This is a genomic window from Vibrio sp. 10N.222.55.C7, assembly GCF_041473335.1.
In the GTDB taxonomy this organism is placed as follows: domain Bacteria; phylum Pseudomonadota; class Gammaproteobacteria; order Enterobacterales; family Vibrionaceae; genus Vibrio; species Vibrio crassostreae_C.
The window spans coordinates 1-16,422 of record NZ_JBFRSC010000048.1 but is presented as its reverse complement, the minus strand read 5'-3'; the positions used below and the strand labels follow the sequence as shown (position 1 = coordinate 16,422).

14 protein-coding genes and 1 rRNA gene are annotated in these 16,422 nt (G+C 41.4%); 5 read left to right on the top strand and 10 right to left on the bottom strand.

Going from position 1 to position 16,422, the window contains the following annotated elements; genetic code table 11:
* From AB4482_RS16705 to dusA, 8 genes are all read right to left on the bottom strand, one after another.
* Positions 1-190 (bottom strand): 16S ribosomal RNA (locus AB4482_RS16705); the annotation flags it as partial.
* A gap of 676 nt (positions 191-866) precedes the next feature.
* The gene (locus AB4482_RS16700; protein ID WP_017059954.1) at positions 867-1,643 is read right to left on the bottom strand and encodes a phosphoadenylyl-sulfate reductase; all 777 of its coding nucleotides are present in this window, start codon (positions 1,641-1,643) and stop codon (positions 867-869) included.
* On the bottom strand, positions 1,636-3,363 hold the full coding sequence (gene cysI, locus AB4482_RS16695) for an assimilatory sulfite reductase (NADPH) hemoprotein subunit (protein WP_017069028.1): 1,728 nt from the start codon (positions 3,361-3,363) through the stop codon (positions 1,636-1,638). Before cysI ends, AB4482_RS16700 begins: the two co-directional genes overlap by 8 nt.
* Complete coding sequence (locus AB4482_RS16690) at positions 3,363-5,228, bottom strand: assimilatory sulfite reductase (NADPH) flavoprotein subunit (protein ID WP_372052010.1); 1,866 nt, start codon at positions 5,226-5,228, stop codon at positions 3,363-3,365. The genes cysI and AB4482_RS16690 overlap by 1 nt, the downstream gene beginning before the upstream one ends.
* A 123-nt stretch (positions 5,229-5,351) precedes the next feature.
* Entirely contained in the window at positions 5,352-5,582 is a 231-nt protein-coding gene (locus AB4482_RS16685; protein WP_004735813.1) for a hypothetical protein, read from the bottom strand.
* Positions 5,583-5,783: 201 nt separating this feature from the next.
* Positions 5,784-6,452, bottom strand: a complete 669-nt coding sequence (locus AB4482_RS16680; RefSeq protein ID WP_372170809.1) for a TIGR04219 family outer membrane beta-barrel protein — start codon at positions 6,450-6,452, stop codon at positions 5,784-5,786.
* A gap of 135 nt (positions 6,453-6,587) precedes the next feature.
* The gene (pspG, locus tag AB4482_RS16675) at positions 6,588-6,809 is read right to left on the bottom strand and encodes an envelope stress response protein PspG (RefSeq protein WP_017059950.1); all 222 of its coding nucleotides are present in this window, start codon (positions 6,807-6,809) and stop codon (positions 6,588-6,590) included.
* Positions 6,810-7,015: 206 nt separating this feature from the next.
* On the bottom strand, positions 7,016-8,056 hold the full coding sequence (gene dusA / locus AB4482_RS16670) for a tRNA dihydrouridine(20/20a) synthase DusA (RefSeq protein WP_372181237.1): 1,041 nt from the start codon (positions 8,054-8,056) through the stop codon (positions 7,016-7,018).
* A 207-nt stretch (positions 8,057-8,263) separates the two neighbouring features.
* Here dusA and AB4482_RS16665 point away from each other — a divergent pair, with 207 nt between their 5' ends.
* Positions 8,264-9,337 carry a tyrosine-type recombinase/integrase gene (locus tag AB4482_RS16665; protein ID WP_372181235.1) on the top strand — a complete coding sequence of 358 codons (1,074 nt, stop codon included), beginning with the start codon at positions 8,264-8,266 and terminating at the stop codon, positions 9,335-9,337.
* Positions 9,338-9,633: 296 nt separating this feature from the next.
* Here the strand turns inward: AB4482_RS16665 and AB4482_RS16660 are convergent, their stop codons facing one another.
* Entirely contained in the window at positions 9,634-10,614 is a 981-nt protein-coding gene (locus tag AB4482_RS16660; RefSeq protein ID WP_372181234.1) for a hypothetical protein, read from the bottom strand.
* A gap of 218 nt (positions 10,615-10,832) precedes the next feature.
* On the bottom strand, positions 10,833-11,105 hold the full coding sequence (locus tag AB4482_RS16655; RefSeq protein WP_372181232.1) for a hypothetical protein: 273 nt from the start codon (positions 11,103-11,105) through the stop codon (positions 10,833-10,835).
* A gap of 1,041 nt (positions 11,106-12,146) precedes the next feature.
* Here AB4482_RS16655 and AB4482_RS16650 point away from each other — a divergent pair.
* From AB4482_RS16650 to AB4482_RS16635, 4 genes are all read left to right on the top strand, one after another.
* Positions 12,147-13,169, top strand: coding sequence for an integrase domain-containing protein (locus AB4482_RS16650; protein WP_372181231.1), 1,023 nt, complete (start codon positions 12,147-12,149; stop codon positions 13,167-13,169).
* Positions 13,170-13,428: 259 nt separating this feature from the next.
* Positions 13,429-13,650: a hypothetical protein gene (locus tag AB4482_RS16645; protein ID WP_372104646.1), complete on the top strand. Its 222-nt coding sequence runs from the start codon at positions 13,429-13,431 to the stop codon at positions 13,648-13,650.
* A gap of 49 nt (positions 13,651-13,699) precedes the next feature.
* Complete coding sequence (locus AB4482_RS16640) at positions 13,700-15,289, top strand: hypothetical protein (RefSeq protein WP_372181229.1); 1,590 nt, start codon at positions 13,700-13,702, stop codon at positions 15,287-15,289.
* Positions 15,290-15,318: 29 nt separating this feature from the next.
* Positions 15,319-15,690, top strand: a complete 372-nt coding sequence (locus AB4482_RS16635) for a hypothetical protein (protein WP_372104641.1) — start codon at positions 15,319-15,321, stop codon at positions 15,688-15,690.
* Positions 15,691-16,422 lie beyond the last annotated feature (732 nt).

The window sequence follows — 16,422 nt, the reverse complement described above, 5'->3', positions numbered from 1 at the left end:
ATGCGGTATTAGCCATCGTTTCCAATGGTTATCCCCCACATCAAGGCAATTTCCTAGGCATTACTCACCCGTCCGCCGCTCGACGCCCATTAACGCACCCGAAGGATTGTTAGTGTCGTTTCCGCTCGACTTGCATGTGTTAGGCCTGCCGCCAGCGTTCAATCTGAGCCATGATCAAACTCTTCAATTTAAGATTTTGTCGGCTCAATGAATACTGACTTCAAAACTACAAAAAAGTAATTCTAAAGCTATTATCTTTCCAACAGAAAGATAATGAATTGACTGTGCCAAATACTTTCTTTCTACAAGAGAAAGTAGTTATTCGTATTGGTCACTCAGTTCATTGAAACCAAAGTTGATTCCGAGGAATCTGTTTTACTTCTCTTTAAAAAAGGGAAGATAAAACGTTTTGATATTCATCAACGAGTGCCCACACAGATTGATAGGTTTAAATTGTTAAAGAGCTTCTCTTCGTTGTGACTTACATCACTTCGGAAGAGGCGGCCATTCTAGCGATTTAATTCTCAGTGTCAAACACTTTTGAAAATTAATTTCTACTTTCTAAAAGTAGGAGCGAATTATCGCTTAAAGCTAGTTGCCTTACTAACATTTCTCGCTGAAGCCTTGTGGCGTCTGCCGTGTCAGTGAGGCGGCATTATAGAGATGTTCATCACATTGGCAAGTGTTTATTAAAGAAAGATGCAAAAATAACGATTACATGGCGAATAAACACTCAAAGCCTTATTTGTGCAAGTTTAACTACAGAGTACTTACAAAATAACCACAGACTTATCCACAATTGATCTAATTTTCATCCTAGAAAACAAAAAAGCTGCCTCATGGCAGCTTTTTAAATGGCAACGAGTCTAAATCCCAGAACCATATTGCTCTCCATCATCTTCATGGAGACCACATTCGCGTTTCAACCCATTAAAACGAGTTTCCTCTTCAGTCATACCCGGTTCCCACTTCTTAGTTGTATGTGTATCTCCAACAGAAAGGTAACCCTGCTCTCGAAGCGGGTGATAACCGAGACCATGCTCTTCTAGGTAATAGTGAACATCTTTATTCGTCCAATCGATTACCGGCAAAAATTTAAACACACCATTTTGGATAGATAAGATTGGCAAATTTGCACGCGATTGAGATTGCTCTCTTCTTAAACCGGAAAACCATGTCCCAGCCTCGAGCTCATCCAACGCTCTTCTCATCGGTTCAACTTTATTAAGCTTGTTGTACTTCTCTATCCCTTCTATACCTTGATCCCAAAGTTTTCCATATTGCGCTTCTTGCCAATTAGGGCTCTGTTGGGCGCGAAAGACTTGAAGGTTTAGAGTCAACTTCTGACTTAACTCATCAATAAAGCGATAGGTCTCCGGAAATAGATACCCTGTGTCAGTCAAAATAACCGGAATATCTGGTTTTGCTTGGGTCACTAGGTGCAACATCAATGCTGCTTGGATTCCGAAACTAGAAGACACAACATGTGTCCCTTCTAAATTATCTAAAGCCCACTTAACTCTTTCTAATGCGGTTAGCTGCTCTAACTCTGCGTTGATTTGTCCAAGACGAAGTATTTGCTCCGTCTTAGTCAATGCGAGTAGCTCTGCTAACTTCAGTTTTGAAGCGACAGAATTATGCATGCAGATCCCTCTTTGAAATTATCACCTCTTCGATGATGCCAGCTCGGATTGTAAAATCACCGAACCCTTCATTGTCGTTACGTTCCGTAGCCCAACGTCCCACCAGCGAATCAATCTCTTCTAAGATCTGAGCTGAAGTGATGTTCTCTTTATACATCTTAGGGATACGAGTTCCGGCTTTGTTGCCACCTAAGTGCATGTTGTAACGCCCCGGAGCCTTGCCGACTAAACCAAGCTCAGCCAACATTGCACGACCACAACCGTTTGGACAACCCGTAATACGAAGGATGATGTTATCTTCTTCTGGTAATCCATGTTTCTTCAGAATGTCTTCAACATCCGTTACAAACTCAGGAAGAAAACGCTCAGCTTCAGCCATTGCTAAAGGACATGTTGGGAATGCCACACAAGCCATTGAGTTTTTACGCTGCTCGGAAACGGCATCATCCATCAGACCGTATTGACGTGCCAGCTTTTCAATTTTTGCCTTTTGGCTCTTAGGTACACCTGCAACAATTAGGTTTTGGTTCGCGGTCATACGGAAGTCACCTTTGTGGATCTTCGCTATTTCAGCAACACCTGTTTTCAGAGCTTTACCCGGAAAATCAAGTAAACGACCATTCTCGATAAATAACGCCAAGTGGTGCTTACCATCAATGCCTTCCGCCCAACCAATGCGATCACCACGGCCAGTAAACTCATAAGGACGGCTTTCAGAAAATTCTACGCCTGCACGCTTTTCTACTTCTGCTTTGAATACATCAATACCAACACGGTCTAGTGTGTATTTGGTTTTTGCATTCTTACGGTTTGAACGGTTACCCCAGTCACGCTGAGTCGTTACCACCGCCGCTGCTACATCTAACGTTTTATCTAATGGCACAAAACCAAAGTCGTCAGCTTTACGTGCATAAGTAGAGGTATCACCATGTGTCATAGCAAGACCGCCACCGACTAACACATTAAAGCCCACCAGCTTTCCGTCTTCAGCAATAGCAACAAAGTTAAGATCGTTAGCATGGACGTCCACATCATTTTGCGGAGGAATGACAACCGTCGTCTTGAACTTACGCGGTAGGTAGTTGCTACCAAGGATAGGTTCTTCATCCGTTGTTTCTAGTTTTTCACCATCTAACCAGATTTCTGCATAAGCACGAGTCTTCGGTAATAGATGTTCACTGATCTTTTTCGCCCACTCGTAAGCTTCTTGATGAAGTTCAGATTCAACCGGGTTTGTCGTACATAGAACATTTCGGTTTACATCACCCGCTGTCGCAATTGAATCAATGCCAATGCTATTTAGCGTTTGGTGCATCAACTTAATGTTCGGCTTCAAGACACCGTGGAACTGAAACGTTTGACGAGTTGTTAGACGAATTGAACCGTAAGAGGTACTTTCGTCTGCGAACTTATCAATCGCCAACCACTGCTTAGGGGTAATGATGCCACCAGGCATACGAGCACGAAGCATGACGTTATGTAACGGTTCGAGCTTTTGTTTGGTACGTTCGTTACGAATATCACGGTCGTCTTGTTGATACATACCGTGGAAACGAATCAACTGAAAGTTATCAGCAGTAAAGCCACCTGTTATGCGGTCTTGGAGATCTTGTTCAATCGTACCGCGTAGGTTATTACTTTCACGCTTAAGACGCTCATTGTCAGCCAAAGGTCCAAGTACTTGACCTAGCACTTCTTGCTCTATTACTTGCTTGCTCATTAGTACACATCCCTTTGGTAACGTTTCGCTTTACGTAAATCATTAATATATTGTTCAGCTTGCTCGCGGCTCTGGTTGCCATGCTTTTCCGCTATCGAAACTAACGCTTCATGAACATCTTTAGCCATTCGAGTCGCATCGCCACAGACATAGAGGTACGCGCCCTCTTGCAGCCATTGCCACACCTGCTCTGCTTGTTCGATTAAACGGTCCTGAACATAAACCTTTTCTTTTTGGTCACGGCTAAAGGCAACATCGAGCTTAGTTAGCGCGCCAGACTTGAGGTACTTTTGCCATTCAACTTGGTATAAGAAATCTTGAGTAAAGGTACGGTCACCAAAGAACAACCAGCTTTTTCCTTCAGCATCATTGTTTTCACGCTCTTGAACAAAACTGCGGAACGGTGCGATACCGGTACCCGGGCCGACCATGATGATTGGTGTATTGTCGTCTTGTGGTAATTTGAAGTTATTGTTGTTCTCAACAAACACCTTCACTTCACCACCCTCTTCAAGACGTTGAGCTAAGAAGCTAGAAGCTCCGCCTAAACGAGACTCTTCGCCTTTTTGGTATTCAACCAAACCAACCGTCAAGTGAACTTCTTCATCTACTTCTGCTTGGCTTGATGCAATAGAATAGAGACGCGGTGTCAGCTTACGTAACAGGCCAATTAACTCATCAGCCGATAGCTTAGTTTTCTTCTCAGCTAAAACATCGACAACTTGAGTATTACCCGCGTATTCACGAAGCTTGTCTTTATCTTCCACCAGCTTGATTAACTTCTTGCTGCCCGATAACTCAGCAAACTTAGTCACAAGTTGAGGGTTTGAAGTGGTAATCTCAAATTTACTCACTAGCGCACTATGGATAGATAGATTCTCACCATCGACATCGACACTTTCGATACCCGATAACCCAACCTTAGAAAGAATCTGATTTGCGAGTTCTGAACTGTTTTCATACCATACGCCTAGCGCATCGCCGGGTTGGTAGGTAATGCCCGACTCATCAAGATCAATCTCGATATGACGAACATCTTTACCCGAGTCACGACCCGTGATCTTTTGACTGGTTAATAGTGTCGCTGTATATGGATTTTGTTTGGTGTATTGCGAATGACCGGCAGCTGCTTGGCCTACTGGTAACTGAACGATATCAGCCTCGGCACCTGTCGATAGCGTTTCTTGAACTTGTGATAACGCTTTAGCGCGCCATTCCGTTGCTGACTCTTCGTAATCAACATCACAATCAAGGCGATCGACAAACGATTTAGCACCAAGCTTAGCGAGGAAGCTATCGAAGTCTTTAGCCGTTTGGCAGAAGAACTCATAGCTTGAGTCACCTAAACCAATCACACCGTATTGTAGGTTTGATAATTTTGGCGCTTTCTTCGATTGTAGGAATTCATGCAACTCAATAGCGTTATCAGGGGCTTCGCCCTCACCATTGGTTGAAGCCACAAAAATGACGTGTGTCTCTTTGGCTAGGTTCTTACCTTTATAATCACTTGCATCGAAAAGCTCGACAGCAATACCTAAGGCTTTTGCTTCTGCCTCTAGCGATTCAGCGACGCCTTTCGCATTACCGGTTTGAGAAGCGAAGATAATGCTGAGCTTACCCGCTGGCTTAGCCGCTACTGCAGCGGCCGCTTGAGCGATTGGCGCAGCAGCACCGACAGGCTGAGCTTGGCTCACTCCCCAAAGGTAACCACTGACCCATGCCAGTTGTTGTGAAGACAGTTCAGAAACAGTTTGCTGAAGATGACCCAATTGTTGGTCATTAAGTGGTGCTGCTAGCCCAGGTAACTCATTAGCCCCAGACTGTGCATTATTGTTTTGTGAAGACTCTTTCTTATTTAAAGACATGGTCACGACATCCCTAATCATTGCGTGACGATAGATTAACCACTCCTTTTAATAACAAGAAAGAATAGAAAAGTATGTTTTATAACTTTTTGGAAGTAAAAACCGATTGAAACGTAAATTGACTTACTGGTTTTCAATGCGTACTTGCTGAAAGCCAACCGCCATTGCCGATTTAGATGCCAAGTCTAAATCCGCGTAATGACATTCTTCACCATGAACATCAGTAAGCAGAACGAAGCCCCCCCCCATATGGCGAAACTCCACAACCCAAGACCCTTCTTGAATTGAGGGCTCTATGATGGCTTCAACTAACAGGTTTTCTCTATATAAATTTCTCAATTCATTGAGTGTCATATTCCATCCCTTGCTTTGACCTCACTACATAGACCTTATAAGAATAGACGCAAATTGGCTCTCTGTATTAAGGATGGTCGAAAGTGATGAATGTGCTAACTAATTCCAGAAAGATATATACTCAAGTAACCAATAGATATAAAAAACGCCACTTAATAAAGTGGCGTTCTTAAAATTCGTTCTAAATTTGCTTTATATGGCCTAGAAGCGCACTTCAGCGCCAGCAAACCAGCCATCAACCATGACAAACTCTTTGCCAACCTCTGAAGAGAAGAACTCATCCGAATCTAAATCGATAACACGGTAACCACCACGCAGGGCAATTTCAGATTCTGATACTGGAATTCGGTACTGAACACCCGCCATCAAATCAGTGCTCTTAATACCACTGCTATCACCAAACTCCATCGTACCGATGATATCGAAATTGGTCTCAGGAACGTTGATCTCTGCGTTGCCGTAGAAGCTCCAAGTGAATTCATCAAAGCTTGTTTGAGCGCCACCCGTTTTCGGTTCGATGTAATTCGAGTTTGAATACTGAGTAAACGTCACACCCGCATCGAAGTTCATCAGCTTGTGATCTAACAACGTGTAATAGAAGGTGTAATCGTACTTATCGAAAGCCAATGAATCTGCATCAACAGAAGTATAGCGAAAGCTAGCGTTTGGTAGCATCGGGGCATTATGCTCAAATGCGAAATACAACGAAGGTGAGTTAGAGTCATCATCTTGTCTAACTTCGTTTAGCTTTGTACTTCCCCACCACATATCGGCACCGACTTTAGCCGTGTAAGAAAACTCTTCTTCAGCAGACACTGCCGAGCTTAAAGATAGCATTCCCACTAAAGCAATTAATGGCATTTTATTCATTTGAGATAGCTCCAATTCCATATCGTAGTGCTAATTGTATGCACATTCATAGATTATTGGGGAAAATTCTACCACACATCTTAAATTCTAAAACGATAAACCGCTGACGAGTAAAGATTTGACGGCACGATGACCTTAGTAACGTCTCTGGTTAGAACTGTGTACAAAATTTTTGAAAAACCACACACCGATTGCAATCACGATCAACCAAGGCAGTAACTTAAACACGACGCCCATCATACCTAAGACCAACATGACTAATAACGCCACTCCGGTTGCAGCCAATACCGTCATAAACGTAATACCAGTGACAAGTAGAGTCGCAACGAAAATAAGAACAAATATTAATTCAAACATAATGGTCTCCCTAATGAGTTAATGACCTATCTTTCCTACTTTCTAACATTGCAGCTTCCATACCAAGTATGCCAACCCTATAAAATCCTTATTTATCAGATAAATAAAAAGCCACACATCTTCATGCGTGGCTTTTCGGAAACTTATAGTGGTAAATTTAACCTCTAGTGGCGAATTTAACCTTAAGTTTTTAACTTAGAGGGAGCTTAAACATTTAGCTCTTTAGGGATCTTAGCCAATGCTGTTTGCATCACTTCAATACCTGCACCTTTCTTATGTGCGTTTTCACTGATGTAGCGACGCCATTGTCTTGCGCCCGGCATGCTTTGGAACAAACCAAGCATGTGACGAGATATGTGTCCTAAGCTTGCACCATTTGAAAGCTCACGCTCAATGTACGGGTACATTTCTTCAACCACTTGTGAGCGCTTCTTAATTGGCGTGTCTAAACCAAAGATCTGCTGATCAACTTCAGCCAAGATAAACGGGCTATGGTAAGCCTCACGACCGATCATCACACCATCAAGGTGTTGCAAGTGCTCTTTAGTTTGCTCAAGAGTAGTAACGCCACCATTCACGGCAATCACCAGATCAGAGAAATCTTTCTTGATTTGGTATGCACGATCGTAATCTAGCGGTGGGATCTCACGGTTCTCTTTCGGGCTAAGGCCACTCAACCACGCTTTACGCGCGTGAATAGTAAATTGCTCACAGCCACCTTTTTCAGAAACCGTCGAAACAAACTTAGTTAGAAACTCATAAGAGTCTTGGTCATCGATACCGATACGCGTTTTCACGGTAATTGGAATATCAGTGACATCTTTCATCGCTGAAACACAATCTGCCACCAACTCGGGCTCAGCCATCAAGCATGCACCAAATCGACCATTCTGAACTCGGTCTGAAGGGCAACCTACGTTAAGATTCACTTCATCATAACCGCGTTCACCAGCAAGCTTGGCACAAGCAGCAAGATCAACCGGGTTTGAACCACCGAGTTGAAGTGCAAGAGGATGTTCTTGCTCGTTATATTCTAGGAAGTCGCCCTTACCATGTAAGATCGCGCCCGTTGTTACCATTTCCGTGTACAGAAGCGTCTGCTGAGAAAGCAAACGGTGAAAGTAACGACAGTGGCGGTCAGTCCAATCGAGCATTGGAGCAACTGAAAATCGAGATTTTGGAAAATCTAAGCCAATATCTTGTTTTTCATTAAGTTTATCTGATTTGTGACTAGCACTATTTTGCATCATTTAACCCTATTTGTGCCCATTTTGGACCATTTTTCACCGACTGTGGGCACGTATTGGTCCCAAAAATTGGTAAAACTACAGCTTGTAAATTAACTAGCGAAAAAGACCTGCTTATTTGTAAAAGCCCTTTTCGAATCGTGGTTTCATTTGAAGAGCGCAGATTCTACATCAAGTTCAATCTGCGCCCAAGTATAGAGGTGCACGATGGCGTCATATCACATTCAAAAAATCAAAACACAATCAGGCATAACTAAATATAAGTGCCGGGTTCGCGAAAGACAATCTGGTGTAACTACGGTTGATAAAACTAAGACTTTTACAAAGAAAGCATCTGCTACTGCTTGGGGAGATCAAGAAGTTGAGAAGGTTGAAAGTGTTCGGCATGGGGGCATTATTCCAACTAAACAGACCATAGGTTTCTTGATTGAAAAAGCATTACAACCCCCCGAATTTGCGAATAAGCGAACTATGGGTTTCAACCTCCGACTTTTACTTCGCTACCCAATAGCTAGCACCACACTTACTGATTTTAACGATCATGACCTCATCAAGCATTGCCAATACCGAAGAGAACATGATGGTGTATTGCCACAAACTATCGCTGTCGAGGTTTCAAATCTACGTTCGATATTTAAGCAAGCTAAACCTATGTGGCAAGTAGCAATTAATGATGAAGTATTCAAATCAGCTCACCACACTTTAGTATTTATGGGCCTCATCGGCAAAAGCGCTCGCCGAAGTAGACGACCAAATCAACTAGAAATAGAAATGTTGGTCGCTGGATTGAAAGAGAGGGAGCAATCATTTGTCTCTTTCATTCCGTTTACCGACATTTTTGTAATATCAATACTGACATGCATGCGCATTGGAGAGATTTGCGATATCCGATGGACTGACATCAATGAAACTCAACGAGCCGTTATGGTTAGAAATAGGAAAGATCCCCGTAAAAAGGCAGGTAATCATCAATGGGTACCTCTACTAGGCGATTCATGGGAAATCATTCAAAGACAACCAAAGAATAATGAGCGCGTTTTTCCATATAACTCTCGCTCGGTTTCCGCAGGCTTTCAGCGGGTGCGAGATAGCTTAGGGATTAAAGACTTACGCTACCATGATCTTCGCAGGGAAGGAGCTAGTCGTCTTTTCGAAGCCGGGTTTTCGATCGAAGAGGTTGCACAGGTAACAGGTCACCGCTCCCTCAACACATTATGGCAAGTTTACACTGAGCTCTACCCGAACAGACTTCATGGCAAGAAAGTTCGTTCAGTTATCTGATTTTGAAAACGGGGGGAGATACCTTGGTCCAATACGCACCTTGTGCAATACTAAATTTGTTCCTCCAAAGCTTGAGGTGGGGACCTTGAGCAAAGATTTAAGCCGCCTATATTGGCGGCTTTACTTTTTATGAGTTTAAACTTGCAGGAATGTTCATGTAAAACTCCTTTTTATTGGGATGGGACAAACGTAGTTTCAATCATCTTTGAGCTTTTTTTTTCAATTAGCGGGGCTTTTTTACTTCTTAATTGCGAAAGAATCGATTTGAATTCAGATAAGGCCTTTTGATTTTGACACTATGATTGATTTTTTTCTTTATCAACAATCGCCGACACTTGGGCATGGTAGTCCTCTAAGCTCATTGTGGCTTGCGTGTCATTCTCTGGTTTAACAAAGAAATACACCTTGTCATTATTTCGGACCGCATTGGTGAGAGGGATGTACTTTGAGTCAGCAATATATTCTTTCATTGGTAAACTCATAAATGTCGCGGTAGGGAGTTTGATGTAAGGACTGCTAGATAAACCATCCGCATTAATGTAGCTTGTTGCTTCAAAGTCTTTGTATTGTTTATGAGCTATCAGACTGCTGTAATAGGTAAAACGTACAGCGATGACATTCGTATCAGGGAGCTGTTGTTTAAGGTCTTTATCGAATAAGTCTGTGTTGAAAGTTTCAGAAATCAACTTAATACCTACTCTCGTCCCTAAGAAGGGTGTGTCCAATCCTCTGAAATATATTGATGCATGAGAGTCCAAGTTTGATTCTAGTGGGTACCCTTCTACACAAAGGCGCTCCCCACCATTGTATCTTTCATCGTAAAACTTCGAATCTCGCGACAATGTTTTTTTTGTAAAGGATTGAAGTGTGTCGAATGAAGGAACCATGACTTCATCCATTTTGGACATAATCACTTTACACATTTCATATTCCTCTAAGCTACTATAAGTATCAGCATCCAAATACATAACTAGGTTTCTTCGGTCCCAACCGTATTTTTGATCCGCTAAAATTGCCAAACCAAAACCGGTCGTCATAGATCCAAACGCCAACCCCATTGCTGTAGACCCAACATAGCCACCGATACCCACATCGGAAATAGCGCCTTTGGGTAAGGTTCGATCTTCGATGATCGTTCCACTTCCTGCTGAACGGGTAACTTGCAGCGCGATACTTGATGTCCCTTTTCCCGGTATTTCATATTTTGCACTGTTCGAAGCACATGCATTCAAAAGTAATGCGGCACTAACAACTGATGTTGCTTGGATTAGATTCATACCCCCCCCTCAACAAAATGCAATTAGGTGAATAACAGTTAGCTTCTTCTAAATTTATACACCATGATCAAATAAATATAAAAAATGACTATTCAAAAGTGGGGGGGAAAGCAGTGAGAAGAAACTTTATTTTCGCATCTAGTGATAAATGGAGAAACGCACTAACCAAGTAAACCCTAAATCCAGCTATATGACTGATTTAAAATATTTTTAATTACTCACCAATCATCATCAAAACCACCAGATGTAAAATCACTATCAAATGTGTCACTGTCGAACGAATCATCGTCCCAAAGTGGATTGACTCGATCCATCTCATTACCAATCCAAACAAGGTATGGAACCCCTTCAACCAATTGGTCTTCTTCTCTTTCCACGACTGGGTGACGGTGAGCGACTCCACACTTCCTCACTCCAGAGTTTCTGCGTCGGTTGTTCTGCATTTTATTGCAAAAATCATCATGATCTTGTTGTTCTGTCCTATGTGACATGTTGGTACCTCCACTTTTCGTCTAATTTAGCCATACAACAAAAATATATAAAATCAGACACTTACAATAAAATTAGCATTATATTAAGAATGTGGCGTTGTAGGGTTAATTCAATAATAAGCATAAGTAACATAGATCCTAAAATACAAAAGCGAGGTAAATATTCATTAGAGCCTCTTCACAAAGGTTTGGTTGCAACTTATGTAAACCATAGCATGACGATTTGCCTGCTCCCCCCGTTTTGACATCCAGCCCTCTTCTACTCTAGCTATAAAAATTTCAATGAAAGTACTAAACAGCCAAATTGGACTCCTTATTTGAGAAATGACCATAAATAAGCAGATATCTTGTATGTAAACCATGAGGTAAGAGAAGCATTCTTAATGCTGTGATTATCTCCCACATGTTAGAGCGCATGTACGAAATGCTCTCATCAGTTTGATGCCCCAATAGAGTATGTATTACTCACACACTCAAATGAAAGATCGCTTTCAACCCTCGGAGTATGACTCCATTACTCAAGATTTATTATCTGCGTTGCGAAAAGGACCGCTAAAGTCTCCGTCTATTTTGGACGGCAGACAAAAATAGACGGAGACTGCATCCGATAACAGATCCATTGGTATCTCTAGCCTGACAAAGGTATTGAGAGGTATTCGAAATCATGAAAATGCATGAAATGCATCGAACAAATCCATCAGTTACTGCCGGAATTCGTGATCATTCCACTCACTTATACGTGACAGCAGCCACCAAGCAGCCTGAATTCAACGGACAAAACCTCTAGCTGACCGCTAAGGCCAACCTCAAAGGCAAAACATAGATTGTTCTCTTCCACTAACCAGTGGCGCCTTCGCCCAACCTATGTAAACACCTTTGAGTACTAACTTTTGCCAAGTCAGCTTCAACAGCGTAAGCGCCGGGATCGCTTCTTATCTTCCCAACCTCTGCTAATGACGTGCGACATTTTAAACGCGCATAAACACTTAACACGATTCGCTGCTTGCAGAGCCTATAACTGAAAGAAACTGAGAGGAAAGTATGAGTCCAAGTAGGTTCCCAACATCTAGGATGGAGAGAGAAAACCCTAATGCCAGAAACTGTGGCCTAAGATCTCGAGATATAAATCAAGCGGCTAAGAATGCGCTTTATGAAAAATTCAATGCTGGTCAAATCGGGTTCAAAACCGTAGCAGACCAAACAACTCGATTTACACAATTCTCGACATTTATCAAAGACCATCATGGTGTCAAGGATATGCGAGGGATAACGAAAGAGCATGTATCGCGATACGCTCAAGAATTAGATTCGAAAATTGATAACGGCTCAATCAGTATCAAGACAGCTCATGAATACTTGTCTGCCGTCAACTCCGTTCTTAGTCAGGCTATTGGGGATTCATCTCTTAGGGTTACAGCATCGGAAGCTGGGCTTCCAAATCGTTCTGGCATAACTACGGAAAATAGAGCTATTTCCCAAGAACAACATAACAAAATTACATCACAGCTTTCTGACAGGCTCTCTGCTATCAGTGAAATGCAAAGGTCATTAGGCTTGAGATTCGAAGAGGCCTGTAAAGGTAACCCCGCAGCCATGCTAAAAGAAGCCATTATAAAGCAGAGCATTTCTGTCACAGACGGAACGAAAGGCGGTCAAGCACGAACAGTACCAATCGTATCCCAAAATCAACTTGATGCACTTCAAAATGCCATTGTCATTCAGGGACATCATCACTCCATGATCCCAGCAAATCAGAGCTATATACAGTTCCAATCTCAATCTTATCGAGAGTTTGGAAAACTTGATTATAAATCACACGGTGAACGACACGCCTATGCACAAAACAGTTACACCAACCACATGCAACAGCAAACCGCAGTTGCAGGGATTAAATCAGTTGTGGAGTCAGATTGTAGGCATGGCTCTTCGCACCACCAATACATCGCCAATAAAGTGGGATGCACAGTTGAGCAAGCTAAAGCTTTTGACAATGCGGCAAGACTTTCTGTTGCTGAAGAACTTGGCCATCATCGAACCGACATAACAAATGCATATCTGGGGTGAACTATGACAAGAATGGAATATGAGTTAAATCGGGCTATACATCTATACCTAAGAACTGGAGGTAAAAAGAACCGTAAAAATCAGGCAGAGAAAATGAAGAGTTTTTGCCGAGATATTCAGAAGCATAATCCACAAACAAGATCACTTGCTCAGATTGGGCGGTCGCAAGTTTGTGACTTTTGGAGACGCAAAGCTGATCTAGCTCCTTCGACTAAGGCCGCCTATTACTACGCAATTTGTTATATTTGGGAACAGGTACTTGGCAGGAAATCAGCTCCTCCACATTTCACGCACAAGTAATGCAACAGGTACTCACGACAGCGCACTAATACAGAAAATTGCACAACTTCACTCGTTAACACAGAAACAACTCGCTTCACTACGAGAGGAAGTGAATGTAGCTGATCAAATCGTAGGTTCAGGATTTATTTCCACTGCATTACACAGCAAAGCTCTTTTTACTGCTGAATTGGCGCTGTAACGAATTGTTACTCTAATTATTTGTCACTACAAAATATAAGGTTATTATTATGGGAGTAATGTCACATAACGTTATAAATCAATATAAATCATTAGTTTGGATAATAATTATGCTTAGGATAAAGCTGGGAATCACTCTACTTTCTATACCAATCGCTCTGTCATTAACTGGTTGTGGTGATTCTTCAAATGCAAGGTTTGATAGTGAAAATCAATTTTGGGATAAAGACGTTAATTATAGTAAATCTAGGTTGTTCAACGTAGGTGATGTCAAAGGGACTATTTTTGATGAGGAAGCCCTAAAGTATTTTTCAATGTTAAGTTCCCATCATGAATTAAACTATCCAGCAACTACAACAGATCAATTAGAGAAGGCAACCAGTACGTTTGCTGACATTCGCACCGCCCTCAATTACTTGCCTGTCCCCGAAACTCTAAAAGCTGAGTATGAGGCAAACTTAATGGCTGCTGAAGAAATTTTACTGAAGATGGTTGAGCTTCATGAAGGCAAGTTTGAAGGTAAACTAGATGAAGCGTTTCGTTCACTTTATCCTGAATATTTCGAAAGTGTCGATGCAGCACGACTAGTTGTGGATAATCGTAATGAATTCTTAACCAAAGCTAAAACAAAAAAAGATGAGTTGAGCGAGCAACACTCTACACTAAAAAAAGAACTTCGTGAGCTTGAAAAAGAACACGAAAAAGTTGCATCAGAGTGGATCGTAGAAAATGAACTATTAATCCCAACGAATGATTTAAGCTTTAGAGCATTTATTGATAATTCTTATTACTACGACACCGAAGATAAATGCCGAGAGTATATTGAAAGAAATAACGAAAACTTTAACTGGAACAGTGAAGCTGGCGTTTGTTATAGCTTTTGGGTGATGAATGATAATTTAGGGCTGAAAAAGTTTCATTTAGAAAATAACATGTCAGAAGAACAAGCTCAAATATACAAAGATATGGCAATGACATTGTTTAAACAAGGTAGTGAGTTAGGGTTTAAAATCTCCACAATTGGTAAATCACTTCACGATGCAACGGAAGAATTAAAAAAGCGTGAGTTACTTGCCAACAATCGCTTTGGAGACCAAAGGAAAATTGATCGTGCTTTGACTGATGCGAACAGAGGGTTGAACTCCCGTACAAAAGGAGCTTACGGACGTAACGGTGAAATTAGTATACCAGCGAAAGGCCGCTACAACCCAACTCAACGTAGAGTATTCGGAGAGTACGCGAAAACACTTGGCCTTGATGTTATGCCAACCGTAACAGCATTTATACCAGAGAATGCTTACAAGGTATATCTAGAGCTTCTCAAAGCAACAGAAGCGGCCGAAGTCGATATTGAGTTAGGTAAGAAAGGTCAGTTTAATGTAGGGGAAACTGAGCAGCTTGAGCACCTCTATATTGTGGCTAACACAAAAAAAGGCAATGTCATTGGCTCAGTTCAATTGCAAAAAAATGAAGACAAGTTCATTGCATCTTTTTCTTATCCTTATTCAATGAATCGAGTTCAAGGTGATTCATTAGTTGATTTATATGCTTATCAAGACGATTGGAATCCGACCTTTAATGGTATTGAAGGTAATAAGCACCGTAACTTAGTGAGCTATATTCACAGTCTAAATAAGTAAAATAAATTACAAATATCAAGGTGATAATTATGAAAATATTTAAAATTCTAGCCGCGTCAGTTTTATCTTTAGTTCTAGTAGGCTGTGGCGGTCATGGATATGAAGGCAAGTATGAAGCTACTATTACACAAGCTGATTTATTTGGCGGACTACTCGGTAATTCACGTGGCGCAAAAAACACAGAAACAACAACAATGACGCTTGGTAAAAATTACATCATGTTTGAAGAAGACAAGACGGAGCTGAGCAGCATTGAAGTTGTGGAGGAAGATGGCGAGAAGTTCCTGAAGTTAGTAAATAAAGAAGACAAGGATGATGTTCTATGGATTAGTATTGAAGAAGATCCAACAACACTAAATCTCAGCACACCTTTAGGCTTTATTTCCTACACCAAGGCATAAGCAAACTAAAGCAAGTAACAAATCTAAGACTCTCACATGTTGAGAGTCTTTTATACAAAAGGAAAGTAAGTTCAAACTACCGCTTCCAAACTAAGCTCTTCTCACCTAGTCGTTAAAAATAATGTAGTGGATTAGTTAATTTAGACACGTAGTTAGATGAGAAAAAGTAAGTCAAATTACGCTTTGGTGAAGTGTATGTTGAATCGTTCAAAACAAACAATGGGGCAAAGATGAGCTAACAGTGCTCTCCCTAACTTGAAGTTAAAGATCGGCATCGCTGGTCTAATGCATTTACATAACCTCACTCACGTCCCCAAAGTTTATCTTACAGACCTCACCCATTGTTCGTAAAAATCAACTTCGAGCATTTTTGCTACTAAGCGATTAAATGAGCCTTTGTCACCATAGGAACGAGCAAGTTCTGAAAAAGATAGGTGTTTACAGTTAAACGACAATTTCCAAGGCATTTGCTAAAACAGACTTTGCGGAGTTAGATCGGTTAATCAATTCGCAGATAAGTGCTTCACCAACATGATTCAGCTCAGTCAAGGTTTTTCTCCCGTATTTCAGAGTTTTAAGCAATCGATAATCTTTGATTTATCTAGATACTACACTGATTAGAAATAGTAGACCAAATATCAATCCGTCATGTGTGACGGATAGGTGTGCTAGCTTGATGTATGGAATCCACTCCCTCCTTAGCAATCTAGACTTATACCAATTAAAGTAAAA

What these genes read in the sequence shown, in the direction of transcription:
- pspG (WP_017059950.1), bottom strand. Translation starts at nt 6,809, where the DNA reads ATGTTTGAATTAATATTTGTTCTTATTTTCGTTGCGACTCTACTTGTC.
- AB4482_RS16690 (WP_372052010.1), bottom strand. Translation starts at nt 5,228, where the DNA reads ATGTCTTTAAATAAGAAAGAGTCTTCACAAAACAATAATGCACAGTCT.
- AB4482_RS16650 (WP_372181231.1), top strand. Translation starts at nt 12,147, where the DNA reads ATGAGTCCAAGTAGGTTCCCAACATCTAGGATGGAGAGAGAAAACCCT.
- dusA (WP_372181237.1), bottom strand. Translation starts at nt 8,056, where the DNA reads ATGCAAAATAGTGCTAGTCACAAATCAGATAAACTTAATGAAAAACAA.
- AB4482_RS16655 (WP_372181232.1), bottom strand. Translation starts at nt 11,105, where the DNA reads ATGTCACATAGGACAGAACAACAAGATCATGATGATTTTTGCAATAAA.
- AB4482_RS16680 (WP_372170809.1), bottom strand. Translation starts at nt 6,452, where the DNA reads ATGAATAAAATGCCATTAATTGCTTTAGTGGGAATGCTATCTTTAAGC.
- cysI (WP_017069028.1), bottom strand. Translation starts at nt 3,363, where the DNA reads ATGAGCAAGCAAGTAATAGAGCAAGAAGTGCTAGGTCAAGTACTTGGA.
- AB4482_RS16700 (WP_017059954.1), bottom strand. Translation starts at nt 1,643, where the DNA reads ATGCATAATTCTGTCGCTTCAAAACTGAAGTTAGCAGAGCTACTCGCA.
- AB4482_RS16665 (WP_372181235.1), top strand. Translation starts at nt 8,264, where the DNA reads ATGGCGTCATATCACATTCAAAAAATCAAAACACAATCAGGCATAACT.
- AB4482_RS16685 (WP_004735813.1), bottom strand. Translation starts at nt 5,582, where the DNA reads ATGACACTCAATGAATTGAGAAATTTATATAGAGAAAACCTGTTAGTT.
- AB4482_RS16660 (WP_372181234.1), bottom strand. Translation starts at nt 10,614, where the DNA reads ATGAATCTAATCCAAGCAACATCAGTTGTTAGTGCCGCATTACTTTTG.
- AB4482_RS16635 (WP_372104641.1), top strand. Translation starts at nt 15,319, where the DNA reads ATGAAAATATTTAAAATTCTAGCCGCGTCAGTTTTATCTTTAGTTCTA.
- AB4482_RS16640 (WP_372181229.1), top strand. Translation starts at nt 13,700, where the DNA reads ATGGGAGTAATGTCACATAACGTTATAAATCAATATAAATCATTAGTT.